Raw genomic sequence first — 22,474 nt, 5'->3', positions numbered from 1 at the left:
GCTTGATGTCGTACGCCGTGCCGCGCGGCGGGCTGACCGCGGCGGCAAGCCGCCGGGTGCGCAGACGGCCGGCGGAACGCGTTATCGTAAGAGTGTCGCGCCGAAGTCGCAAATTCGCTCTCATGGCCGCGCTCATAGTTGCGCGAGGATATCGCGCATGGCGTCGGCCATAGCTGCGTCGTCGTCAACGGGACGGCGCAGCGTGGCCAGCGTCGCCGCCAGTTCGTGCAACGGCTGGTTGCGCATCAGATCCGCGAGCGGCGCGTCGATGCCGAGCCGCGCACGGATGGCCGATTGCACCTGCATCGCCGCGAGCGAATGGCCGCCAAGCTCGAAGAAACGATCGTTGCGGCGCACCGCCGTCACCTCGAGCACATCGGCCCAGATGCCGGCGAGCGCGATCTCGATTTCGCCTTGCGGCAAATCGGCCGGATCGGCGGAGGTCGGCTCTGCCGGTGCGGGAAGCGCGTGACGGTCGATCTTGCCGTTCGGATTCAGCGGCAACGCATCGAGCACGATCACTGCCGAGGGCACCATATAGTCCGGCAGCGTCGCGGCGAGACTCGCCCGCAACGCCTGCGCGTCGAGCCGCGCGCCCGCCGCCGGCGCCACATATGCCAGCACGCGCAAACCGTGCGCGCCGTCGCGCGTGATGACCGCCACCTCGCGAACCTGCGGCTGCTGCGCCAGATGCGCTTCGATCTCGCCGAGTTCGATCCGGAACCCGCGCACCTTCACCTGATGATCCGTGCGTCCGAGATAGGCGAGCGTGCCGTCGCGGTTCCAGCGGACAATATCGCCCGTCCGGTACAGCCGTGCGCCGGGCGTGGCCGCGTGCGGATCGGCAATGAAGCGCGATGCGGTGAGGCCCGCGCGGCCGTGATAGCCCCGCGCCAACAGTGCGCCGCCAATGCACAGCTCGCCCGCCACGCCGATCGGCGCCGGATTCAACTGCGCATCGAGCACTCGCAGCGAGCGGCCGCCGAGTGGTCCGCCGAGCGGGATCTGCGCGGGTACCTCGGCATCGGGTTGCAGATACGGCGTGCAGTCGAACGCGGTCGCCGTGACGGTCGCTTCGCTCGGTCCGTACGTATTGGCGAGCGCGACGTGCGCCAGGCCCGCCGTGCGCCAGGCGCGCACGCCGTCGGCGGGCATGGCCTCGCCGCCCGCATGCACACGGCGCAACGTGCGGCACGCGTCGCGCCTGTCTGCCGCATCGGACCGGCCCGCGAAATCCTGCGCGAGCGCATTCCAGTAGGCCGTCGTCAGGTCGGCGACCGTGATGCGTTCGGCCGCGACTTGCGCAAGGAAGCGCTCGCTGCTCCACAACTCGGGGCCGCGCACGATCAGCGTGGCGCCCACGGCGAGCGTCGGAAACACCTGTTCGACAAAACCGTCGAAATTGAACGTCGAGAACTGCAACACACGATCTTGCGCCGTGACGCCGAACATCCCGATCGACACCTCGGTGTGGCGCGCGAGCGCGTCGTGCGTGATGCCGACGCCTTTTGGCCGCCCGGTCGAGCCGGACGTGTAGATCACATAGGCAAGCTGATCTGGCGACGGATCGAATTCGGGCGCGAGGGGCTCGCACGCGCTGCCGTCCGCCGTGATCCGGCGCACGTCGAGCGTGCCGACGCCGAGCCGCGCGAGCGCAGCGGCGGGCACGCCGGACGTCTCGGGCGTGAGCGCTGTCAACGCGAGCGCAATGCCGCTGTCCTCGATCATGAAGGCGAGCCGTTCGGCCGGATACGACGGATCGAGCGGCACGTAGGCGCCGCCCGCTTTCAGCACGCCGAGAATCGCGACGATCATGTCGAGCGACCGTTCGATCGCGACGCCGACCCGCGCCTCGGGACCAACGCCCGCCGCGCGCAGACGCTGCGCCACCTGGTTTGCACGCCGCTCGAGCGTGCGGTAATCGATCGATTCGCCGTCGAGCACCAGCGCCTGCGCGTCGGGCCGCAGTGCAGCCTGTTGCGCGATGCGCCGGTGGACGAGCGGCATGCGGCGCACTTCGGGCGCGCTGCCCCAGCGTTCGAGCTGCGCGCGCTCCGCGTCCGGCAATACACCGATCGAACCCAGCGGCGCGGACGGCTCGGCGACGAACGCGTCGAGCAGCGTCGACAGTTGCGCGGCAAGCCGGTCGATCTGGGACGCGTCGAACGTATCGCACGCATAGGCGAACTCGATGCGGAAGGTATCGCCCTGGGCAGATTCGTCATGCTGCCCGGGCCGCCCTGCCTGCCCTTGCGTGCCTTGCGTGACCGACAGTGTCAGCGGATAGCTGGTGCGGTCTTCGTTGCGCAAGCCGGAGAATTGAAGCTCACGCGTGCCGGTCGCGCTGAGAATATCGTCGACCGGATAGTTTTCGAACACGACGATGCTGTCGAACAGCGCCTGCCCGCCTTCAACGCGCGCCCAGCGCTGAATATCGTAGAGCGCGACATGCTCGTGCTCGCGCGCCGCGACACCCTGCTGCTGGATGCGTTCGAGCCACGCGGCGACCGTCAGGGCAGGCTCCGGCGCACCGATCACCGGAATGGTATTGATGAACAGGCCGAGCGTGCGATCCGCGCCCGGCAACGATTCCGGCCGGCCGGAGACGGTCGCGCCGAACGTCACCGCACGTTGCCCGGTGTAGCGCTGCAACAGCACGAGCCACGCCGCCTGAACGAGCGTGTTCGGCGTCACGCGCTGGGCCTTCGCGAAGCGACTCAGCGAGGCGGCGCGCGCGGCGTCCCAGACGAGTGAAACCGTGCCGTATGAGGTCGCGTGCGCGGCGTCCGCGCGCTGCGGTCCGGGCAGCGCGTGGGTCAGCAGCGTCGGCCCGTCGAGTGCGGCGAGTTGCTCGCGCCACCATGCTTCGCTCGCGTCCTTCGACCGCTCGGCGAGCCACGCGATGAATTGACGGTAGCGGCCCGGCGGCGCCTCGGCGGGACGTCCTTCGTACGCGGCGAGCACTTCGGCGAGCAACTGCGCGGCGCTCCAGCCGTCGAGCAGCGCGTGATGGAACGTCCAGACGAAATGATGACGCGACGGCCCGGTGCGCAGCAGCACGACACGCCACAGCGGCGCGCGAGAGAGATCGAAACCCTGCGCGACCTGGCCGGCGGCGAAACGATCGAGGCGTTGATCCAGCAACGCGGCGTCCAGGCCGCGCGCTTCGCACCAGTCTTCGACCGCGAACGGCGTCACGATGCGGCGCGCGACCCACTGGCGTGGCGCATCGTCGAACGGTAAAAAGCCGGTGCGCAGAATGTCGTGCCGCGCCGCGGCGGCAGTCCATGCCGCCTCGAAGCGCGCGCAGTCCAGATGATCGATATCGACGCGCAACTGGTTCACATACGCGCCGGGCTGCTGGCCCAGCAGGCTGTGGAACACGATGCCCGTTTGCATCGGCGAAAGCGGGTACAGGTCGGCGATTTCGGCGGCGGGGATTGGCAACGTATCGAGGCGTGCCTGATCGATGGCGGCGAGCGGCACGTCCGAGGGCGTCAATCCCGACACGCCGCTTTCGCAGTGCGCGAGCGCGGCGAGGAGTTCGCCGCGCAACGCGTCGGCGAGTGCAGCCAGCGTCGCGGCGTCGTAGCGGTCGCCATGCGGATGCAGCAAGGTCACCGACAGTTCGCCGTCGCGGACCTGCGCGGAAATCTCCAGTGCATGCGTGCTGGGGTTGAGTTCGCTGGACGTGCGGCCGCTCTGCTCTGTCGCGAGCCGCCAGCCGCCGGTGTCGCCACTATTGCCGCTATTGCCGCCATGGCCGGCGCCAACAACGCCGCGTTCATCCCGCGCTGTGCCGCCCACCACGTTGTCGAACTGGCCGAGATAGTTGAACAGCACGTCCGCATGACCGATAGCTACCAGTGCCGCGCGCTGCGACGGCGTGCCCAGATACTTCAGCATGCCGAAGCTCATGCCGCCGTGCGGCACCGTGCGGCGCGCTTCCTTCACGCGTTTTAACGCAGCGCCGATCTCGCCCGTCGGGGCGAGCCGAAACGGATAGACGCTGGTGAACCAGCCGACCGTGCGGCTCAAATCCGCCGCGCCGAAATGCGTTTCGCGGCCATGGCCTTCGAGATCGATTCGCAGCGCGTCGTAACCGGCGAACCCGCACAACGCGCGGCCGGTCGCGAGCAGCAGCAGATCGGCGAGCTGCGTCCGGTAGGCGGCGGATGCGTCCTGTTGCAGCCGCTGCGTGGTCACGCGGTCGAACTGCACGGAGGCGCTGACAGGCTGCGCATTATGTCGTGCCGCATTCGACGTGGCATCAACGGGTAGCGCCGACGGAACGTCGGCCAGCGCCTTGCAGACTGGTTGCGCATTGTGTTGTGCCGCATTCGACGTAGCGTCGTCAACGGGCAATGCCGCCGGAACGTCGGCCAATGCCTGCCAGTACGCGCCGTCGCGCTCGACGTCCGGCTGCCGCGCCGCGCGCTGCAACTGACGGCCGAACGCCTGATACGACGTCGTCGGCGCGGGCAACGAAATCGGTTCGCCCGCGACCTGCTGCGCATAGACGCGTTGCAGGTCGTCGAGCAGGATGCGCCACGACACGGTATCGACCGCGAGATGATGAATGGCGATGCAGACGCGCCAACTGCCGTCGTCGATCCCGAGCGCGAGCGCGCGGATCAGCGGACCGCGTGCGAGATCGAGGCTGCGCTGCACGGAGTCGCAGCGCGCGTCGATCTCAGCGTGCGGTACGTCGGTCGCGCTCTGCAGCAGCGTCGCGCATTCGTCGCGTGCATAACGTTGCAGCCAGCTTGCCGCGGCGTCGGACGATGTCGGATCGCACGGCTCGAAGCGCAGGCGCAACGCGTCGTGATGCGCGACCACCGCCGCCAACGCGCGGTCAAGCGCGTCGAGTTGCGGCGCACGGTCGAGATGCAGCAGCACCGCCTGGTTCCAGTGATGACGCACCGGCAGCGGTTCACTGAAAAACCATGCCTGGATCGGCAGCAACGGGACTGGCGCATCCACATCGATGTCGGCGGGCGTCGTGGCTTCGCGCGGCGCACTGTCGAGCGGCACCGCGATCGTCGCGAGTTGGGCGACCGTTTGCTGCTCGAAGATTTGCCGCGCCGTGAGACCCAGCCCTGCCCGCCGCGCCCGCGCGACGATCTGCAAGCCCATGATCGAATCGCCGCCGAGTTCGAAGAAGTTCTCATGACGGCCGATTTGTTCGCGCCGCAGCAACTGCGCCCAGATCGCCGCGAGTGTTTCTTCGACCTCGCCGCGCGGCGCTTCAAGCGACGACGGCGCGAGCGCATCCGGCGCGGGCAGCGCGAGATGATCCACCTTGCCGTTCGGCGTCAGCGGCAATGCATCGAGCACGAGCATCGCGCCCGGCACCATGTAGTCGGGCAGCGTAAGCGCCAGCCCCGCGCGCAATGACGCCGCGTCGATCCGTTGGCCCGGCAACGCAGTCGCGTAACCGACCAGGCGCATGCCGCCCGGTCCGTCGAGCGCCGCGACCACCGCGTCGCCGACGCCCGGCTGCGCGCGCAGGCGCGCTTCGACTTCGCCGGGTTCGATCCGGAAGCCGCGTACCTTCACCTGATGATCGAGCCGCCCGAGATAGTCGAGCTGGCCGTCCGCGCGCCAACGCACGAGGTCGCCGGTGCGATAGAGTCGTGCGCCCGGTTCGCTGGAAAACGGATCGGGCACGAAGCGCGACGCGCTCAGACCGGGTTGGCCCAGATAGCCGCGCGCGAGCGCGATCCCGCCCAGATACAGTTCACCCGGCACGCCCGGCGGCACCGGATTCATCCGTGCGTCGAGCACCCATGCGCGCCGCTCGCCGACCGGCCGGCCGATCGGCGCATACGCGCCGTTGAAAGTGGCGTCGGCGCGCCAGACGGTTGGCGTAATGACCGCTTCCGAGGGGCCGTACGCGTTGAACATCCGTTGCGGCGCGAGGTGGGTGCGTACCGCATCGAAACCCGCTTTCGACCATGCTTCGCCGCCGACGATGCAGGTCCGCACGCTGACGGTGCCCGCCGCCGTCTCGCGCGCGAATGCGTCGATATAGGTGGGCGGCAGGTCGAGCGCCGTGACGCCGTGCGCGCGAATCTCGTCGACGAGGCGTTGTGCGGACCAGACGTCGTCGTCGCGCAGCAGGATCGATGCGCCGTGTGTTAGCGGCATCAGCAACTGTTCGGCAGCGGCATCGAAGCTGATCGAAGCGAAATGCAGGCAGCGGTCGGATGCGTCGATGCCGTAGCACGCGCCGATTGCCCGGCAATGCGCGGCGAGCGCACCGTGCGCGACGGCGACGCCCTTTGGCCGCCCCGTCGATCCGGAGGTGTAGACGACATACGCGAGATTGTCCGCGTGCAGTGCGGGCGCCGGATCGCTCGATGATTCGGCATGCAGGTCGAGCGTGTCCAGGTTCAATACGCGCGTGGCGCCTGTCGCGTGCAGGCGTTGCGTGGACGACGCGTCGGCAAGCAGCAGACCGATGCCGCTGTCGCCGGTCATGTAGGCGAGGCGCTCGGCCGGATAGGCGGGATCGAGCGGGACGTAGGCGCCGCCCGCCTTCAGGATCGCCAGCAACGCGACAACCATCTCGAGCGAACGCGACGCGGCCAGCCCGACGCGAACTTCCGCACGGACGCCTTCGCGGGCCAGCCGCGCGGCGAGCCGGTTCGCTTGCGCGTTCAGTTGGCCGTAGGTCAGCCGTCGCTCGCCGCTGATGACCGCAATGGCGTCGGGTGTGGCGGCTGCGCACGCTGCGAAGCGCTGGTGAACGAAGAGGTTGGTGGAGTCAGTGGTGGCGGGTTTGGCGTTGGCGGAATCGGCGTTGACGGGTTTAGCGTTGGCGTTGACGGGATCGGCGTTAGCGGGTTTAGCGTTGACGTTGGCGGAATCAGCGTCTGCAGGTTTGGTGTTGGCGCTGACGGAATCAGCGTCTCCGGGTTCGGCGTTAACGTTCACCGCTTCGGCGGATGCCGTGCCCTCGATCGCCGCACTGCCCCAGGCGCGCAACTGCTGCCATTGCGCAGCGTCGAGCAATGCGACGTCGCCGGTACGCTGCGACGGATCGTCCGCCAGCGCCTGCAATACATTCAGATAATGGCGTCCGATACCTGCGATCGTCGCCGCGTCGAACAGTTCGGCGGCGTAGATCAGTTCCGCGTCCATCGTGCCGTCGGGACTTTCGGCGATATTCAGCGTCAGTTCGAACAACGCGGCCTCGTCCGGCAGCTCATAGCGTTCGACAGCGACACCAGGCAGCGTATCCACAACCCGCCAGTCGCTGCGCTGATGGTTGAACATCACCTGGAACAACGGCGTGTGACTGAGACTGCGCTCAGGGCGTAACGCGTCGACGAGCACATCGAATGGCAGATCCTGATGCGCCTGCGCACCCACTGTTGCCTGACGCGTCTGCTCCAGCAGTTCGCCAAGCGTATCGTCGCCGTCGACTCGCGCGCGCAGCACCTGCGTGTTGACGAAGAAGCCGATCAGCGGCTCCGTCTCCACACGGTGACGGTTCGCCACCGGCACGCCCACCCGGATGTCGTCCTGTCCGGTATAGCGATGCAGCAATGCCTGGAACGCCGCCAGCAGCACCATGAACGGCGTCGCCGAACTGCTTTGCGCACGCGCTTTTACCGCCTGCGACAGCGTCGCTGGCAGCGTCACCCGATAGCGCGCCGCGCGATACGACGCGTGCGCCTGGCGAGGTGCATCGGTGGGGAGCGCCAGCACCGGATGTGTAGTGCCCAGCGCTTCGCGCCAGTACGCAAGCTGCTTTTCCTTCTCGCCTGCTTCGAGCCATTCGCGTTGCCAGGCCGCATAGTCTGCATACTGCACCGCGAGCGTCGCCAACTTCAGCGGTTCATTCAGCACCGCCGCGCGATAATGCGCGACCAGTTCCTCCAGCAGCACCTGCACCGACCAGCCATCCGACACGATGTGATGCATCGCCAGCACCAGCAGACTGCGGCCAGCCCCGTCGCGATACAGCGCCGCGCGCAGCAACGGACCCGTCGCAAGATCAAATGGCTCGCTGGCGAGCGCGCGCGCCGCGTCGTCGATCTGCTCCGCGGGGAGTGCCGCTTCGCGCCAGTCGAGTTGCGCAGCCGCATCGATCCATTGTTCGACCTGACCGGCATCGTTCGCGACGAAACGCGTGCGCAGCACTTCATGACGCGCGACGATCGCCTCGAAGCTCGTCCGCAATGCCGACGCATTCACATCACCCGTCAGCCACAAGCCGCCCGCCACGTGATACGCGCTGCTTTCCGGAGACAATTGCCACAGGAACCACTGCCGTTGCTGCGCATACGAAGCCGCAACGCCCTGCCCTCCATTCCGCGCGCGTGCCAGAATCGGTAACTGCGCCGGACTGACGCCCTGCTCGGTCATCTTCTGCCAGAACAGTCGACGCTTATCCGGCGTCAACTCGCTGAAGCGTTCGGCAATGCGCCGCGCCGCGTCCTTTTTCATAGCTAAGCTCAAAGCGTGTCCATAAAGAGATCCAGGCTACGCAGCGCGTCGTCTGCCGGCTGCGCGTCGCGGGCCTGCGCGATGGCGGCGGCTTGCGCCGCGAGCGTCGGAGCATTGAACAGCGCCGCGAGCGGCAGGCTCGCGTTCAGTTCGAGGCCGATCCGCGCGTTCAGCCGCACGGCGAGCAGCGAATGGCCGCCCAGATCGAAGAAATCGTCATGACGTCCGACGCGCGTGGCGCCCAGCAACGCGGACCAGATCGCCGCCAGTTCCGTCTCGATGCCGTCTTGCGGCGCTTCCCACGGCGCGTCGCTGGTCACGTCCGCGGCCGGTTGCGGCAGCGCGTGGCGATCGACCTTGCCGTTCGCGTTCAGCGGCAAGGCCGCCAGCGGCACAATGCGCCACGGCACCATGTAGTCGGGCAACTGTTGCGCAAGACGTGCGCGCAACGCGGCGGCATCCAGTCCGTCGCCTGTCACGTATGCGACCAGCCGCGCATCGAGCGCGGTCACGACCGCTTCCCGCACGCCGGCTTGCGCCGTCAGCGCCGCTTCGATTTCACCCAGTTCGATGCGGAATCCGCGCAGCTTCACCTGATGGTCGAGACGCCCCAGATAATCGAGCGCACCGTCGTCGCGCCAGCGCACGAGATCGCCGGTCCGATAGAGACGCGCACCGGCCTCGGTCGCGAACGGGTCCGGCACGAAGCGCTCGGCCGTCAGTCCCGGGCGCCCCAGATAGCCACGCGCGAGTCCCGCACCGCCCAGATACAGTTCGCCCGGCACGCCCGCCGGCACCGGCGCCATGCGGGCGTCGAGCACCCAGGTCTGCGTCGCGGCAATCGGCCGGCCGATCGGCACGGCACGGCCCGGTTCGTCGACACAGGTCCACGCGGTCACGTCGATGGCCGCTTCGGTCGGGCCGTAGAGGTTGTGAAGCGCGACCGCCGGCAGCACCTCGGCCACCCGCTCGCGCAAATCGGCGGGCAACGCTTCGCCGCTGCACACGATCCGCGCGAGCGCATCGCCGCAACCGGACGCCGCACCGCTTGCAACGAACGCCTGCAGCATCGACGGCACGAAATGCAGCGTGCTCACCCGATGACGCCGGATCGTCGCGGCGAGCCGCACCGGATCGCGATGCTCATCGGGCGCAGCGATGGCGAGCCGCGCGCCAACCATCATCGGCCAGAAAAACTCCCACACCGACACGTCGAAGCTGAACGGTGTTTTCTGCAGCACGGTCTCGCCACGTTGCAGACCATATTCGCGCTGCATCCATTCGAGGCGGTTCCACAATGCATCGTGCCGGTTGCCCACGCCCTTCGGGCGGCCGGTCGAACCCGACGTATAGATCACGTAGGCGAGATTCGCACCATGCAGCGTAACGTCCGGGTTCTGCGGGCTATACGCAGTGGTGTCGATCGCGTTCAGTTCGACGCGGCGTACGCCTGCCACGTCCGGCAACGTGACGTCGCGCTGACACAGCAGCAGGTCGATGCCGCTGTCGCCGATCATGTACGCGAGCCGTTCGGCCGGATACGACGGATCGAGCGGCACATAGGCCGCACCCGCCTTGACGATCGCGTAGAGCGCGATCACCAGATCGAACGAACGCTCTGCCGCGATACCGACACGCGCTTCGACGCCGACGCCTTGCGCGCGCAACCAGTGCGCGAGACGATTGGCGCGAGCGTTGAGTTCGGCGTAGCTCATCGTGGCGTCGCCGAACAGCAGCGCGTCGTCGTTCGGGTGTTGCGCGGCGTGACGCTCGAATGCCCGGAACACCGGTTCGCTGCCCGCGTAGCGCGTCGGGTTCGTGCTCCAGCGCGCCAATGCAGCCGCTTCTGCGTCGTCGACGAGCGCGACCGCACCGAGCCGTTGTTCGAGCGAGACGGCGCCGGCCGACGCGTCGCCCGCAAACGCGGCGAGCATGCGCTGATAGTGCTGCGCGAAACGCACGATGGCCGCTTCGCCGAACAGTTCGCGTGCGTAGGTCAATTCGATCGACAACGCGCCGTCTGCTTCATCGCGGGTGTCCAGCAGCAGTTCGAATTGCGCCATCGGTGTGGGCAACCGATACGGTTCGATCGACAGATTCGGCAGTTGATTCAGCACGCGCCAGTCACTGCGCTGATGGTTGAACATCACCTGGAATAGCGGTGTATGACTGAGACTGCGCTCGGGGCGTAACGCGTCGACGAGCGCATCGAACGGCAGATCCTGATGCGCCTGCGCACCGACTGTTGCCTGACGCGTCTGCTCCAGCAGTTCGCCAAGCGTATCGTCGCCATCGATCCGCGCGCGCAGCACCTGCGTGTTGACGAAGAAGCCGATCAGCGGCTCCGTCTCCACACGGTGACGGTTCGCCACCGGCACGCCCACCCGGATATCGTCCTGTCCTGTATAGCGATGCAGCAATGCCTGGAACGCCGCCAGCAGCACCATGAACGGCGTCGCCGAACTGCTTTGTGCACGCGCTTTCACCGCCTGCGACAGCGCTGCTGGCAGCGTTACCCGATAGCGCGCCGCGCGATACGATGCGTGTGCCTGGCGAGGCGCATCGGTGGGCAGCGCCAGCACCGGATGCGTCGTGCCCAGTGCTTCGCGCCAGTACGCGAGCTGCTTTTCCTTCTCGCCCGCTTCGAGCCATTCGCGTTGCCAGGCCGCATAGTCCGCGTACTGCACCGCGAGCGTCGCCAGCTTGAGCGGTTCGTTCAGCACCGCCGCGCGATAATGCGCGACCAGTTCTTCCAGCAGCACCTGCACCGACCAGCCATCCGACACGATGTGATGCATCGCCAGCACCAGCAGACTGCGGTCCGCCTCGCCGCGATACAGCGCCGCGCGCAGCAACGGACCCGTCGCAAGATCAAATGGCTCGCTGGCGAGCGCGCGCGCCGCGTCGTCGATCTGTTCTGCGGGGAGTGTCGCTTCGCGCCAGTCGAGTTGCGCAGCCGCATCGATCCATTGTTCGACCTGACCGGCATCGTTCGCGACGAAACGCGTGCGCAGCACTTCATGACGCGCGACGATCGCCTCGAAGCTCGTCCGCAATGCCGACGCATTCACATCACCCGTCAGCCACAAGCCGCCCGCCACGTGATACGCGCTGCTCTCCGGCGACAGCTGCCACAGGAACCACTGCCGTTGCTGCGCATACGAGGCCGGCGTGCGCATACGCACTGCTTCCGGCAACCGCACGATCGGTGTCTGTGTGCCCGCATGCGGGCGCTTCGCCGCATCCGTGTCCGATGCCCCCCGGTCGCCCCCTTCCGCCCGCTCCGCCAGTTCCGCGAGCGTGAGCCGCTGGAACAGCTGCTTTGGCGTAATCGACAGCTCCGCCTTACGCGCTTTCGCGACCACCCTGAGCCCGAGAATCGAATCGCCGCCCACTTCGAAGAAATTCTGGCTGCGGCCGATTTCGTGAAGCTGAAGGCCGATCACGTCGGCCCAGATCTGTGCGAGCGCGATTTCCGTTGCGCCGCGCGGCGCGTCGGCATCGTCCTTTGCGCCATCCATGGCATCTGCGACGGCGCGTGCCAGATGCGCCGCCAGCGCCACGCGCAACGCCGCACGGTCGAGCTTGCCGTTCGCGTTCAACGGCAGCGCGTCGACCGCCATGACGTCGGCGGGCACCATGTAATCAGGCAGCCATGCCGACGCGCGCGCCCTCACCTGTTCCGCCGCGACACCGCCAACGACGAACGCCGCCAGCCGCGTTCCTGAAGCCGCATCGTGCGCTAGCACGGCCGCGTCGCGCACGCCGTCCACACGTCGCAACACGCGCTCGACCTCGGCGGGTTCGACGCGATAGCCGCGTATTTTCACCTGATCGTCCACGCGGCCCAGATAGTCGAGCAGACCGTCCGCGCCGAGCCGCGCACGATCGCCGGTCCGATAGAGACGCGCGCCTGGCGTGAACGGATCGGGTACGAAGCGCTCCGCACTCAGTCCCGCGCGACCGTGATAACCGCGCGCCACACCCGGACCGCCGACATACAACTCGCCTACGGCGCCAGCCGCAACAGGCTCCATCCGCGCATCGAGCAGATGAAGACGCGTGTTCGGCAACGCCGCGCCGAGCGGCAGATCGCGGTTGACGTCGAGCGTCGCCGTCAGCTCGTACATTGCGACGCCGACGGTGGTTTCGGTCGGGCCGTAGTGATTGAAAATCCGGCACGACGGTTCGAGCGCGCGCAGACGCGCGAGCAGCGCGGCCGACGTCGCCTCGCCGCCGACAATCAGCGCCTGCGCCGGCAACACGTCGCGCGCCTTCGCCGCCGACAGCAGCGCCGCGAGATGGCTCGGCACGATCTTCAGCACGCCGACCTGGTGCGCCGCCATGTAATGCGCGAAACCGTCCGGGTTGAAGGCCAGTTCGGGCGCGAGCAGGTGGAGCGTGCGCGCCGAGCACAGCGCGCCGTACAGCACCGTATGACCGAGGTCGGCGGCAGGCGTCGACACCATCGCGAACGATGCGTCCGCGGCGACGTTCAGCGTCGCCAGCATGCCTTGCACGTAGTTCGCGAGCGCACCGTGCGTGACGATCACGCCCTTCGGTTCGCCGGTCGAGCCGGACGTGTAGATCATGTACGCCGCGTGATCCGGATGCGGCGTGTGGGTCGCGCGCGGAGTAACGGTCAACGCAGCGGTCAACGCAGCGGCAACCTCGGCGACGGCCGGAGGCGGGTAGCGCAATGCGAGCGGCGTCGCACGCGCCGTCTCCAGTCCGGCGGGCAATGTCGTGGCATGCAACAGCACGCGCGCGCCGCAATCGCGAAGCTGCGCGCCGAGTCGCGCCACCGGCGCTTGCGGATCGAGCGGCACCCATGTCGCGCCCGCTTTCAGCGCGGCGAGCATGCCTAGCACGTGTTCGATGGACCGTTCGGCGAGCACGGCGACGCGCGCTTCGTGCGTCGCGTGATGCGCGATCAGTTGCGCGGCAAGCGCCTCAGCCGCTGCGTCGACTTCGGCGAATGTCGCGCTGCGCTCGCCGTCGTGCAACGCGATGCGCGCCGCGTGACCGGTCACGCTGGCGTTCCACCATGTCAGCACGTCGCGAGCGGTGTGAGACGACGCGTTGTCAGGCGCGGCGGTTTCGGCATCGAGCGCGATGCCGAACGTGTTGTCCAGCGCGTGGCGCTCGAGCGGCCATTCCGGCGCATCCACCAGCTGTTTGGCGAGCGCCGCGAACAGTCTTGCAAAACGCTCGATGAACGCGGCGTCGAACACCGCGTCATCGTAAGTGATCAGGAAATCGATGTGCTTGCCTGTGTCGGTGAAATCGACAGCGAGGTCGAAATGCGGCGCGTCGTTCAGCAGCACGCGCAACGACGCGTCGAGCGGCGCGAACAGGTGTTCGGCGAATGGCCGTTGCTCGGTCAGCTTGACCTGGAACAGCGCGTCGCCAGCTTTTGCGCGCTTTGGCAGCAAGGCGCTGACGAGACGGTCGAACGGCACGTCCTGATGCTCCTGCGCGGCGAGCACCGTTTCGCGCGCGGCATCGACGACGGCGGCGAAATCGCGATGCTGCGTCATCCGCGTGCGCAGCACCTGCATATTGATGAAGTAACCGACGATGTCCTGTGCTTCCGGGCCTTTGCGCAACGAGACCGGCGCGCCGACGCGAATGTCGTCCTTGCCGCTCAACCGATGCAGCGCGACGTTGAAGACCGCGAGCACGGCCATGAACAGCGACGCGCGGCGCTCGCCCGCGAAGCGCCGCAATTGCGCGGCAACCGTGGGCGCGAGAGCGAACGTCTCGCTGCGCTGACGGCCTGCGCGCGGCGCATCGGCAACCGGGAATAGACGGGCGGCGGTGCTGGGATCGCCGTCGGCGGCGAGCTGTGTGCGCCAGTAATCGAGCTGACGCGCAAGCGCCGCGTCGTCGAGCAACGCACGTTCCCACGCGACGTGGTCCGCGTGCTGCAATGGGCGTGGTTTGCTGGCGTCCGGCGAGGCCGGCGGATGCCCTGTCGTGCTCGTGCGATGGGCGTGATACGCATCGGCCAACGACGCCAGCAATACGTTGACGGACCAGCCGTCCGCAACGATGTGATGCAGCGCAAGCAGCAGCCGATGCTCGCGCGCGTCCGTGCTGACCAGGTGCGCGCGCACCAGCGGGCCGCGTTCGAGATCGAAGGGCTCATGCGCGACGCGGGCGATCAGCGCATCGAGCGCCGCTTCAGATGCTTCGGGCGATAGCGAATCTAGACGTGTCCATTCGAGCGGAATCGACAGTGTGTCGTCGATCACCTGCAAGGGTTCGCCTTCGTCGTCGAGCACGAAGCGCGCACGCAGAATCTCGTGATGCCGTACGACCGTGGCGAAGGCGCGTTGCAGCGCGGCGGCGTCGAGTTCGCCCTTCAGGCTCAATTCGCCGCTCATGTTGTACGCGGCGCTGGACGGATCGTGATGCCACGTCAGCCACAAACCGCGCTGTACGTCCGAGGCACGCGCGCTGAGGCGCTGCGCGTCCGGCAAGCGGACCAGTTCAGGTCGCGCATGAGCCGCGCCTTGCGCAAGCCGCTCGCGCACGCAAGCCGCTGCATCGCGCAGTACAGGTGCCGAGAACACATCGCGCGGCGTGAAGTCGATCGACCAGCGCGCCCGAACGGCGGACGCGACTTGCACGGCCGCGAGCGAATTGCCGCCGTGCGCGAAGAAGCTGTCGTCGGCGCCAAATGCGGCATGCGACGGCAAGGCGTCGCGCCACAGTGCGGCAAGCGTCTGCTCGATTTCGGACAGCGGTTCTGCGGTGTACGTGGTGCTGGGTGAAGCGATGTGCGACGTGGTGCGAAAAGCGGTGTCCGCGGCGGTATGTGAATCGATGTCTTGCGCGTTGTCGCTATCGGCGCCCACGCCGCTATCGCCGTCGATACGCCGGCCTTGCGCGAAGTACGCATACGCGTCAAGCGAACGCAGGCGCCAGCCTTGCGCGCACGCGGCGCGTTGCACCTTGCCGCTCGAGGTCTTCGGCAGACCGGCCGGATTCAGCAGCACGATCACGCTCGCCGGCTCCCCGCAGCCGAGCGCGACCGCCTCGGTCAGTGCCGCGGCAATCGCCTCGGGCGCGACGAGCTTGCGCACGTTGCGCGACACTTCAGCTGCAACGCCGATACCTTCCTGCCCGTCGATGTCGACCGCGAACGCCGCAACGCGTCCACGCCGCACGAGTTCGACGTCACGTTCGATGGCAAGCTCCAGATCCTGCGGATACAGATTGCGGCCACGCACGATCAGCAGATCCTTGATGCGCCCCGCGACGTACAACTCGCCGTCGTGCAGGAAACCGAGATCGCCGGTGCGCAGCCACACCGCGCCATCGCGTTGGACGAACGTCGCCGCGCTCGCATCGGCGCGTCGCCAGTAGCCGGCGGCAACGCTCGGACCGTTCACGCAGATTTCACCGATCCGCCCGGATTCGAGCACCGCGCCGCTCACCCCGTCGACGATCGCGACCGCGTGTCCGCTGGCCGGTTTGCCGCACGAGACGAGCGCCGTCGCGTGGGCGTCGCCCCCAGTACCGAGATGGGCGCGGCCGCGTTCCAGCTCGCTTGTCGAGAACCACGGCGCACGCACGCCCGCATTCGACGCCATGCCGCTTACGTACAGCGTCGCCTCCGCGAGTCCGTAGCACGGAAACAGCGCGTTCGCCTCGAAGCGCGCGGGCGCGAATCGTTCGACGAACGCATCGAGCGTCGCCTTGCGCACCGGCTCCGAACCGGAGAACGCAACGCGCCAGCTCGACAGATCGAGCGCTGCGCGCTGGTCGTCGCTGACGCGGTCCGCGCACAACCGATACGCGAAATCAGGCCCACCCGAAATCGTGCCGCGATGCCGCGCAATCGCATCGAGCCAGCGGACCGGACGCTCCAGAAAATACTGCGGCGACATCAGCACAAGTGGAATGCCGCTGAACACCGGTTGCGACAACGTACCGATCAGTCCCATGTCGTGATAGAGCGGCAACCAGCTGACGAACACGTCATGGCCGGTGACGCCGAGGCCTTCGCGGATCGCGGCTTCGTTCGCCCACAGGCTGCCGTGCGTGACCATCACGCCCTTGGGCGTTGACGTCGAGCCCGACGTATATTGCAGGAACGCGACGTCCGAGGGCGCGGCATGATACGGCTCGAACGCGTGCGCATCGAAGCGGGTGTCGAGCGTGTCCATCGTGACGGTCACGGCGCGCGGTGCGATCGCGGCGAACGCGTCGCCGAGCTTGCCGGCAAGCTCGCGCGTGGTCACGACGAACGCGGCGTCGGCGTCGGCCGCGATCGCCTGCAGACGCGTGAGATGGTGTCCGCGCAACGACTCCGGCGGATAGGCCGGCACGGCGATCGCGCCCGCATACAGGCAGCCGAAGAAGGCGGTCACATAGTCGACGCCGCTATCCATCATCAGCAGCACACGCGCGCCTTGCACCGCACCGCCGCTGCCGTGGCGCAGGTGGGTGGCCAGCGCCGTCGCGCGGCGGTCCAGTTCCGCGTAGTCGTAGCGGGTGTCGCCGTGCGCGTCGACCGTCACCAACGCCGTATCCGCTGCACGCGATGCGGCCAGCGACCGCAACTGCTCAATCATGTTTTCAGCCATTTCACCATCTCGTATGCGCCGCCGCGCGTCGCGCGGCTTCCGGACTGCCTGCGTGTCGCCCGCTCGATCTTCGTTACGTCGCGACCCGTTAATCGTGACTTGCTACCGGTTGCCCTTTACTCGCTACTCACTAGTCATTACTCGTCTTCATACTCGCGCTGCTCGCGGCCGCCGTGCTGCGCGAAACGATGTTCGACGGCGTGCCGCACCGGATGCGGAGTGAACGGGTTGTCCGTCGGCGTGACGGGATGTCTTTGCCACCACGTATGACTGTCCTGTGCGCCGTGGGCGGCCGTGGCGTGTTCCGGCTGCGTGGCCGGTTGCGGTTTCGCGGCGTCCTGTTGAACGGCCGGCCGGACAGTCTGCTGGTGCGCTGCTTCCTGCCGCGCTTCACGTTGCCGCTTCAGGAACGGGCAGCGGTCGTCGGCGCGGACGTTCGCGTCGTCGAGGAAATACTGCTTCCATTCGAGATTGCCCGGATCGCCAAAGAAGCCGAGGTCCGGATGCGCGGAGATTTCGTCCCATGTTTCGAGGCGTTTGCGCACCTGATTGCGCGCTTCGCGGCCGATCACCTTGTTCGTGATGGTGTCGACGAACACGCTGCGCGGCTGGAACAACAACACCATGCCAGGGCCCAGGTTGCGGCTGTGGCGCGCGCGAAACGACGGGCAGGCGCAGACGACGAACGTCTCGACGCCCGCAAACGAAAACTCCCAATCCTCGCTCGACGGCTCGGGCTGGGCGTCCGCATGCGGATCGGGATCGACGTCGTGAAGATGCTGAAGAATGCGCCAGAACAACGCGTGGTACGCGTCGTGCGTGAGCGGTTCGGCGTCCGGTTCGAAGAACACTGCGATGTTGTTCTTGCGGTATTGCGGCAGCGACACCAGTTCCGCGAAGGTCTCCATGGTCGCCGCGAGGTCGCCGATGTCCTTGCCGTTCACATACGAGTAGAACATCTCGCCGCGCTTCTCGGCCATGGTGCCGAAGAAGCAGGGATACGCCGGGTCCATCACGTGCGTGCGCAGCGTCTCATACGACGCATCGAGCCACGCGGGCGGCTGGGCGGCGGCGCCAGTCGCGCGGCCGGCGATGATGCGGCTTTTCCAGTCGCCCGGATCGAAGCCATCGTGCTGCGGCGCCGCTTCGCCGGCTTCACTCGCATCAGCCGCGGCAGCCGGCTGGCTCGCGTCGTGCGGCACGCCCGGCTCCGCTGCCTGCGCGCGTGCGGTGCTGAGTTCGTCGTCCACCCTTCCCTCGTTGGTTCGCATCTTCGATATCCTCGTTCGTCACACGTTCGCTTGCGTCATGCGCACGAACGTGCCGGACCGCGCGTGAACGCGGCTTACCAGTGAAAGCGGCTTGCGGGGGGAAGCAGGCGTCCTGTGCCGGACGCTCTGGTGTTGCGGGCCGTGGCGGCGCTGCGGGGTGCGCTGCGCCGCCGCGACGTTCAGGCCGACGTCGTCGCGTCGAGTTCGGCGACGAGCGCCTGGACCCAATCGTCCGGAATGATCGGCTGGTGATAGGTGCATTCGCCCGACACCACCGTCGAGCCATGCAGGCGTCCATCGGGAATCAGCACCATGTCGCCTTCGTTCATCTTCAATTGCATGCCGACGTTGCCCCAGAACAGCATCTCGCCTTCCTGGATCGTCACGAGCCGATGGTCGTTATGCACGTGCGTCGTCGAGCACATTTCATGCGGTTCGACGAAGGTTTCGCGGTCGATGTCCGGGCATTCGGCGTCGATCCGCGTGCTGATCCGATGTGCGAACGCAACGTAGCGGCGAATCGACGACAGCCACAGCAACTGTTCGCCGAGATCCCAGCGCGCGCGTTCGCACAGACGTTCGGCGGCGGCCATGCCTTGCACGGTCTGCGCATACGCGCTCGCGCCGTAGGCCGTACCGATCGACTGCAACGCCTGCGTAAAACGCGCGACCAGTGCGGCCTTGCGCTGTTGCGCGTCGCCTGGCTGGCGATTCGCCGGCTTCAGATGCGCGCACGCACGTTCCAGCGCCGCGCTGAACGCGAGCCATTCCGCCTCCGCGGCAAACGCCGCGCCGACGAGACCAAAGGCGCGATCCGGACGGCGCGCGAGCGCGTATAGCAGATTGCACTTGGCCATGCTGGTGGGCAGGTAAAACTGCCAGTACGCGTGCTGCTGGCGCGTCACGCCGCACGACGCGGCGACACGCTGATAAAGCGCTGCATCCGGCAGGTCGCCTTCGAGCGCCGGGCGCAGTTCGTCCGGCAGCATCTCGAAGAAGCCGCTCGCCGCCGCCCGCGTCAGTGCACGGCGCTTCGACGGCGCCAGCGCCCAGCGCTGCACCATGATGAAACGCAGGCCTTCCTCGAGGTAGTCGTTGCGCATCAGACGCGCAAACGTTTGATCCCAGAATGCCGATTCGTCGTCGACGATGCGTGCAAGCCGCGCGGCCGCCGCGTTCGCATCGGCCGGCAGGTCCTGATTCTGCGCGAGATATTCGAAAGCGTACGCTTCGAGGAACGGCGCGATCTGCGCGCCACGCATCTGCGCCTCGTCGCTGTAGAAACCAGTGAAGCGGGCCCACTCGTCTGCTTCGACGGTGCGCGGCAGACGCGCGACGCCCAGTTCGTAGATCGACAGCAGCGTGCGGTTCGACGCGAGCGACGGCAGGCGGCTCACGTTATGCATGCGAACCGGCTTCGCGAACTTCAGGAACTCGAAGTCTTCAGGGCGCAGCGGGCGGCGGTGAAAGTCGTCCTCGAGCAGCAGTTCGCTGACTACCGCGCTGCGAAACGGTTGCGCGGCGGCGAACTGCTTGATGAGTTCGACATGGTGTTCGCTATGGCCGGCGAACGGCGAAAAATCAAATAGCAAAGACGTGGCTTGCGTCATGACGAAAATTCCTGTGATGGGTTCTCGATGAGGCGCGGCGCGCCCGACGCACACGTGCGTCGTGACTCGCCGGCTGCGGAGTGGCCGCATGCGGACGGCGCGTGGATCGCGCGGCGGACGCGCCCGCCCCGTCCGCCACGCGCTCGACCAGGAGTGCGCGCGGGCGAGCCCACGCGCGGAACGGAACAGGACGGGACGGCGGCCACATCGCTTGCTTCGCCCGTCAAAAGTCCGAGCGGACGGTCAGCATCACGTTGCGCTTGTCGCCGAACACGCTGAAGAAGTTGCCCGGCGGACGGATGTAGTAGTCGCGGTTGAAGATGTTGTTCAACTGCAGTGATGCCTCGACGTGCTTGTTGAATTGATAGCCGATCTGCGCGTTGAAGATCGCATAGCCGCCCTGCGTGACGCCGCGCGAGATCTGGGTTTGCGCGAGCATTCCGCCGCCGATGCTGAATTTGTTCAGCAGTCCCTCCGAAAACTTGTAGTTCGTCCACAGCTTGAACAGATGTTTCGGATCGGTGCCGTCGGTCAGGTCGGGCGTATCGTCCTCGAACTGCTCGTTCAGGTACGTGTAGCCTGCATAGACGTTCCAGTTCGGCAGCGGCTGGCCCGCCAGCTCGAGCTCGAAGCCTTCGTCGCGTGCGCGGCCGCCCGGAATGCTGCCCGTGTCGTGGAACGGATCGGTGATCGCCCGGTTGTTGTCGTTGATGCGGAACACGGCCGCCGTCGCCGACATCCGTCCGCCGAGGAAACTGGTCTTCACGCCGGCTTCATATTGCTCGCCGGTGCGCGGCGGCAACGCGGAGTTGAGGTAGGTCGTCTGCGTCTGCGCGGTAATGAATTTCGCGTAGCTCGCGTAGGCGGTCAGCCACGGCGTGACGTCCCAGACCAGGCCCGCCGACGGCAGGAAACGGTGATTGAGCTGCGCCTCGGTGGTCCAGTCGGTCACGCTCGGCAGAATCGTCTGCGAGCGCTCCTGCAGGAACGCCTCGCGGCCGCCGAGCACGAGCGTGAGCGGCTTCGCGAGATGGATGCGCGCCTGGGCGTAGAAACCGTACTGAACGATGCGGTTGTTCGCGCCGCTGACCATGTCCGCGTCGGTCGAGAACGGCACGTTGACGGACGGCACCGAGTTTGCATCGAACAGGTTGTACGGCAGATCGAAGTACTGACCGCTCCAGATCGCGCCGGTCCGCTCGGTATCCGACATCACCGAGTAGTTCGCACCGACGGTCAGCGTATGGGTTTGGCCAAACAGCTGGATCGGACCCGATACGTTGGTGTCCGCGCCGAACCAGTCATACGTATTGCGCTGACGCTGATCGGCGAAATACGCCAGATTGTCCGACGTCGCGCCAGGACCCGAATAGGCGTAGGTCGACTTCAGCAATTCGTGCCGGTAGAACAGCGTCGTATTCGACTGCCAGCCGTTCTCGAATTTGTGGACGAGGTTACCGTTCACCTCCTCCATCGACGTGTACGAACTATTCCAGCTCGGGCTGAAGTTCTGCGAATACGAACTCGGCACCCGGCCGATGAAATTGCCATTGCTGTCTTCCACGCCCGGTGCGCCGTAGTCGAGGCCGCTGACCGGATTCACCTGATACGCGGCGGACAGCGACAGCGTGGTGCGCGGCGTGATGTCCCAGTCGATCGCGCCGTACGCCATCACTTCCTTGTCGCGCGTGCCCTGGGTCGACTGCAGGCCGTCGCTGCCGACCAGCACCGCGCGGCCGCGCACCGTGCCGTCCTTGTTCAGCGGACCCGTCACGTCGATCATTTGCCGCACGCTGCCGAACGAGCCGATCTGCGTTTCGGTCGACACGTGGAATTGATCCTGCGGACGCTTGCGCACGAGGTTCACCGTGCCGCCCGGTTCGCCCATGCCGGCCATCACCCCGGCCGGTCCGCGCAGCACCTCGATGCGGTCGTACATCGCCAGATCGAATTGCTGCTGATACTGCAGGCCGCTCACGAGCGGCACGCCGTCGAACTCCACGCCGAGCTGCGAGCCGCGCGCACGGAAATATGCCGAACCGTCGCCGTAGTCCACCGAGGTCACGCCCGTCACGTAGCGCAGCGCTTCCTGGATCGTCGTCATGTCCTGGTCGTTCATCCGCTCGCGTGTCAGCACCGACACGGATGCGGGCGTTTCCTTCAACGGCACCGGCACCTTGCCTGCAATCGTCGCGCTGCGCGCCACGTACGAGCCGCTGTCCTCGGTCGTTGCGTCGGGCACCGCGCTCACGGCGATGGACGGCAGCGTGGCAGCCGTCGCGCTCGCGCCGGACGGCGCCTGCTGCGCCTGAACGGGCCCCGCCGCCCAGACCGCGCATAGCGCGAGACCGAGCGGCGTGAGCCGCATCGGCAGCGATACATTCGTCGTTCTCGCGCGTTTCCCGCGACGCCACAGTTCGTTAGTGATGCCCATTGTTGTTGTAACGCTCCAGGTGTAGTGACTAACCCGCCGCCATCCGAGGCAAAACGGAAAATCCCGTAGTTATAAGGAATGCGAAATAGATTGACAGGAAGGCTG

General features: G+C 67.0%; 5 protein-coding genes. All 5 read right to left on the bottom strand.

From position 1 onward, the window contains the following. Positions 1 to 132 precede the first annotated feature (132 nt). Complete coding sequence (locus tag PQQ95_RS19785) at positions 133 to 8,457, bottom strand: non-ribosomal peptide synthetase (protein ID WP_408439532.1); 8,325 nt, start codon at positions 8,455 to 8,457, stop codon at positions 133 to 135. Positions 8,458 to 8,465: 8 nt separating this feature from the next. Continuing rightward, positions 8,466 to 17,054, bottom strand: a complete 8,589-nt coding sequence (locus PQQ95_RS19780) for a non-ribosomal peptide synthetase (RefSeq protein WP_408439529.1) — start codon at positions 17,052 to 17,054, stop codon at positions 8,466 to 8,468. A 137-nt stretch (positions 17,055 to 17,191) separates the two neighbouring features. Further along, the gene (locus PQQ95_RS19775; RefSeq protein WP_408439591.1) at positions 17,192 to 18,256 is read right to left on the bottom strand and encodes a YqcI/YcgG family protein; all 1,065 of its coding nucleotides are present in this window, start codon (positions 18,254 to 18,256) and stop codon (positions 17,192 to 17,194) included. Positions 18,257 to 18,504: 248 nt separating this feature from the next. Continuing rightward, the gene (locus tag PQQ95_RS19770) at positions 18,505 to 19,935 is read right to left on the bottom strand and encodes a cupin domain-containing protein (protein ID WP_408439527.1); all 1,431 of its coding nucleotides are present in this window, start codon (positions 19,933 to 19,935) and stop codon (positions 18,505 to 18,507) included. Between the two features lie 223 nt (positions 19,936 to 20,158). Further along, positions 20,159 to 22,369, bottom strand: coding sequence for a TonB-dependent siderophore receptor (locus tag PQQ95_RS19765; protein WP_408439525.1), 2,211 nt, complete (start codon positions 22,367 to 22,369; stop codon positions 20,159 to 20,161). Between the last annotated feature and the right edge of the window lie 105 nt (positions 22,370 to 22,474).

Source organism: Paraburkholderia caffeinilytica (assembly GCF_046030355.1).
In the GTDB taxonomy this organism is placed as follows: Bacteria; Pseudomonadota; Gammaproteobacteria; order Burkholderiales; family Burkholderiaceae; genus Paraburkholderia; species Paraburkholderia caffeinilytica_B.
The sequence above is the reverse complement of the archived record's forward strand: the minus strand, read 5'-3'. Positions and strand labels throughout refer to the sequence as shown.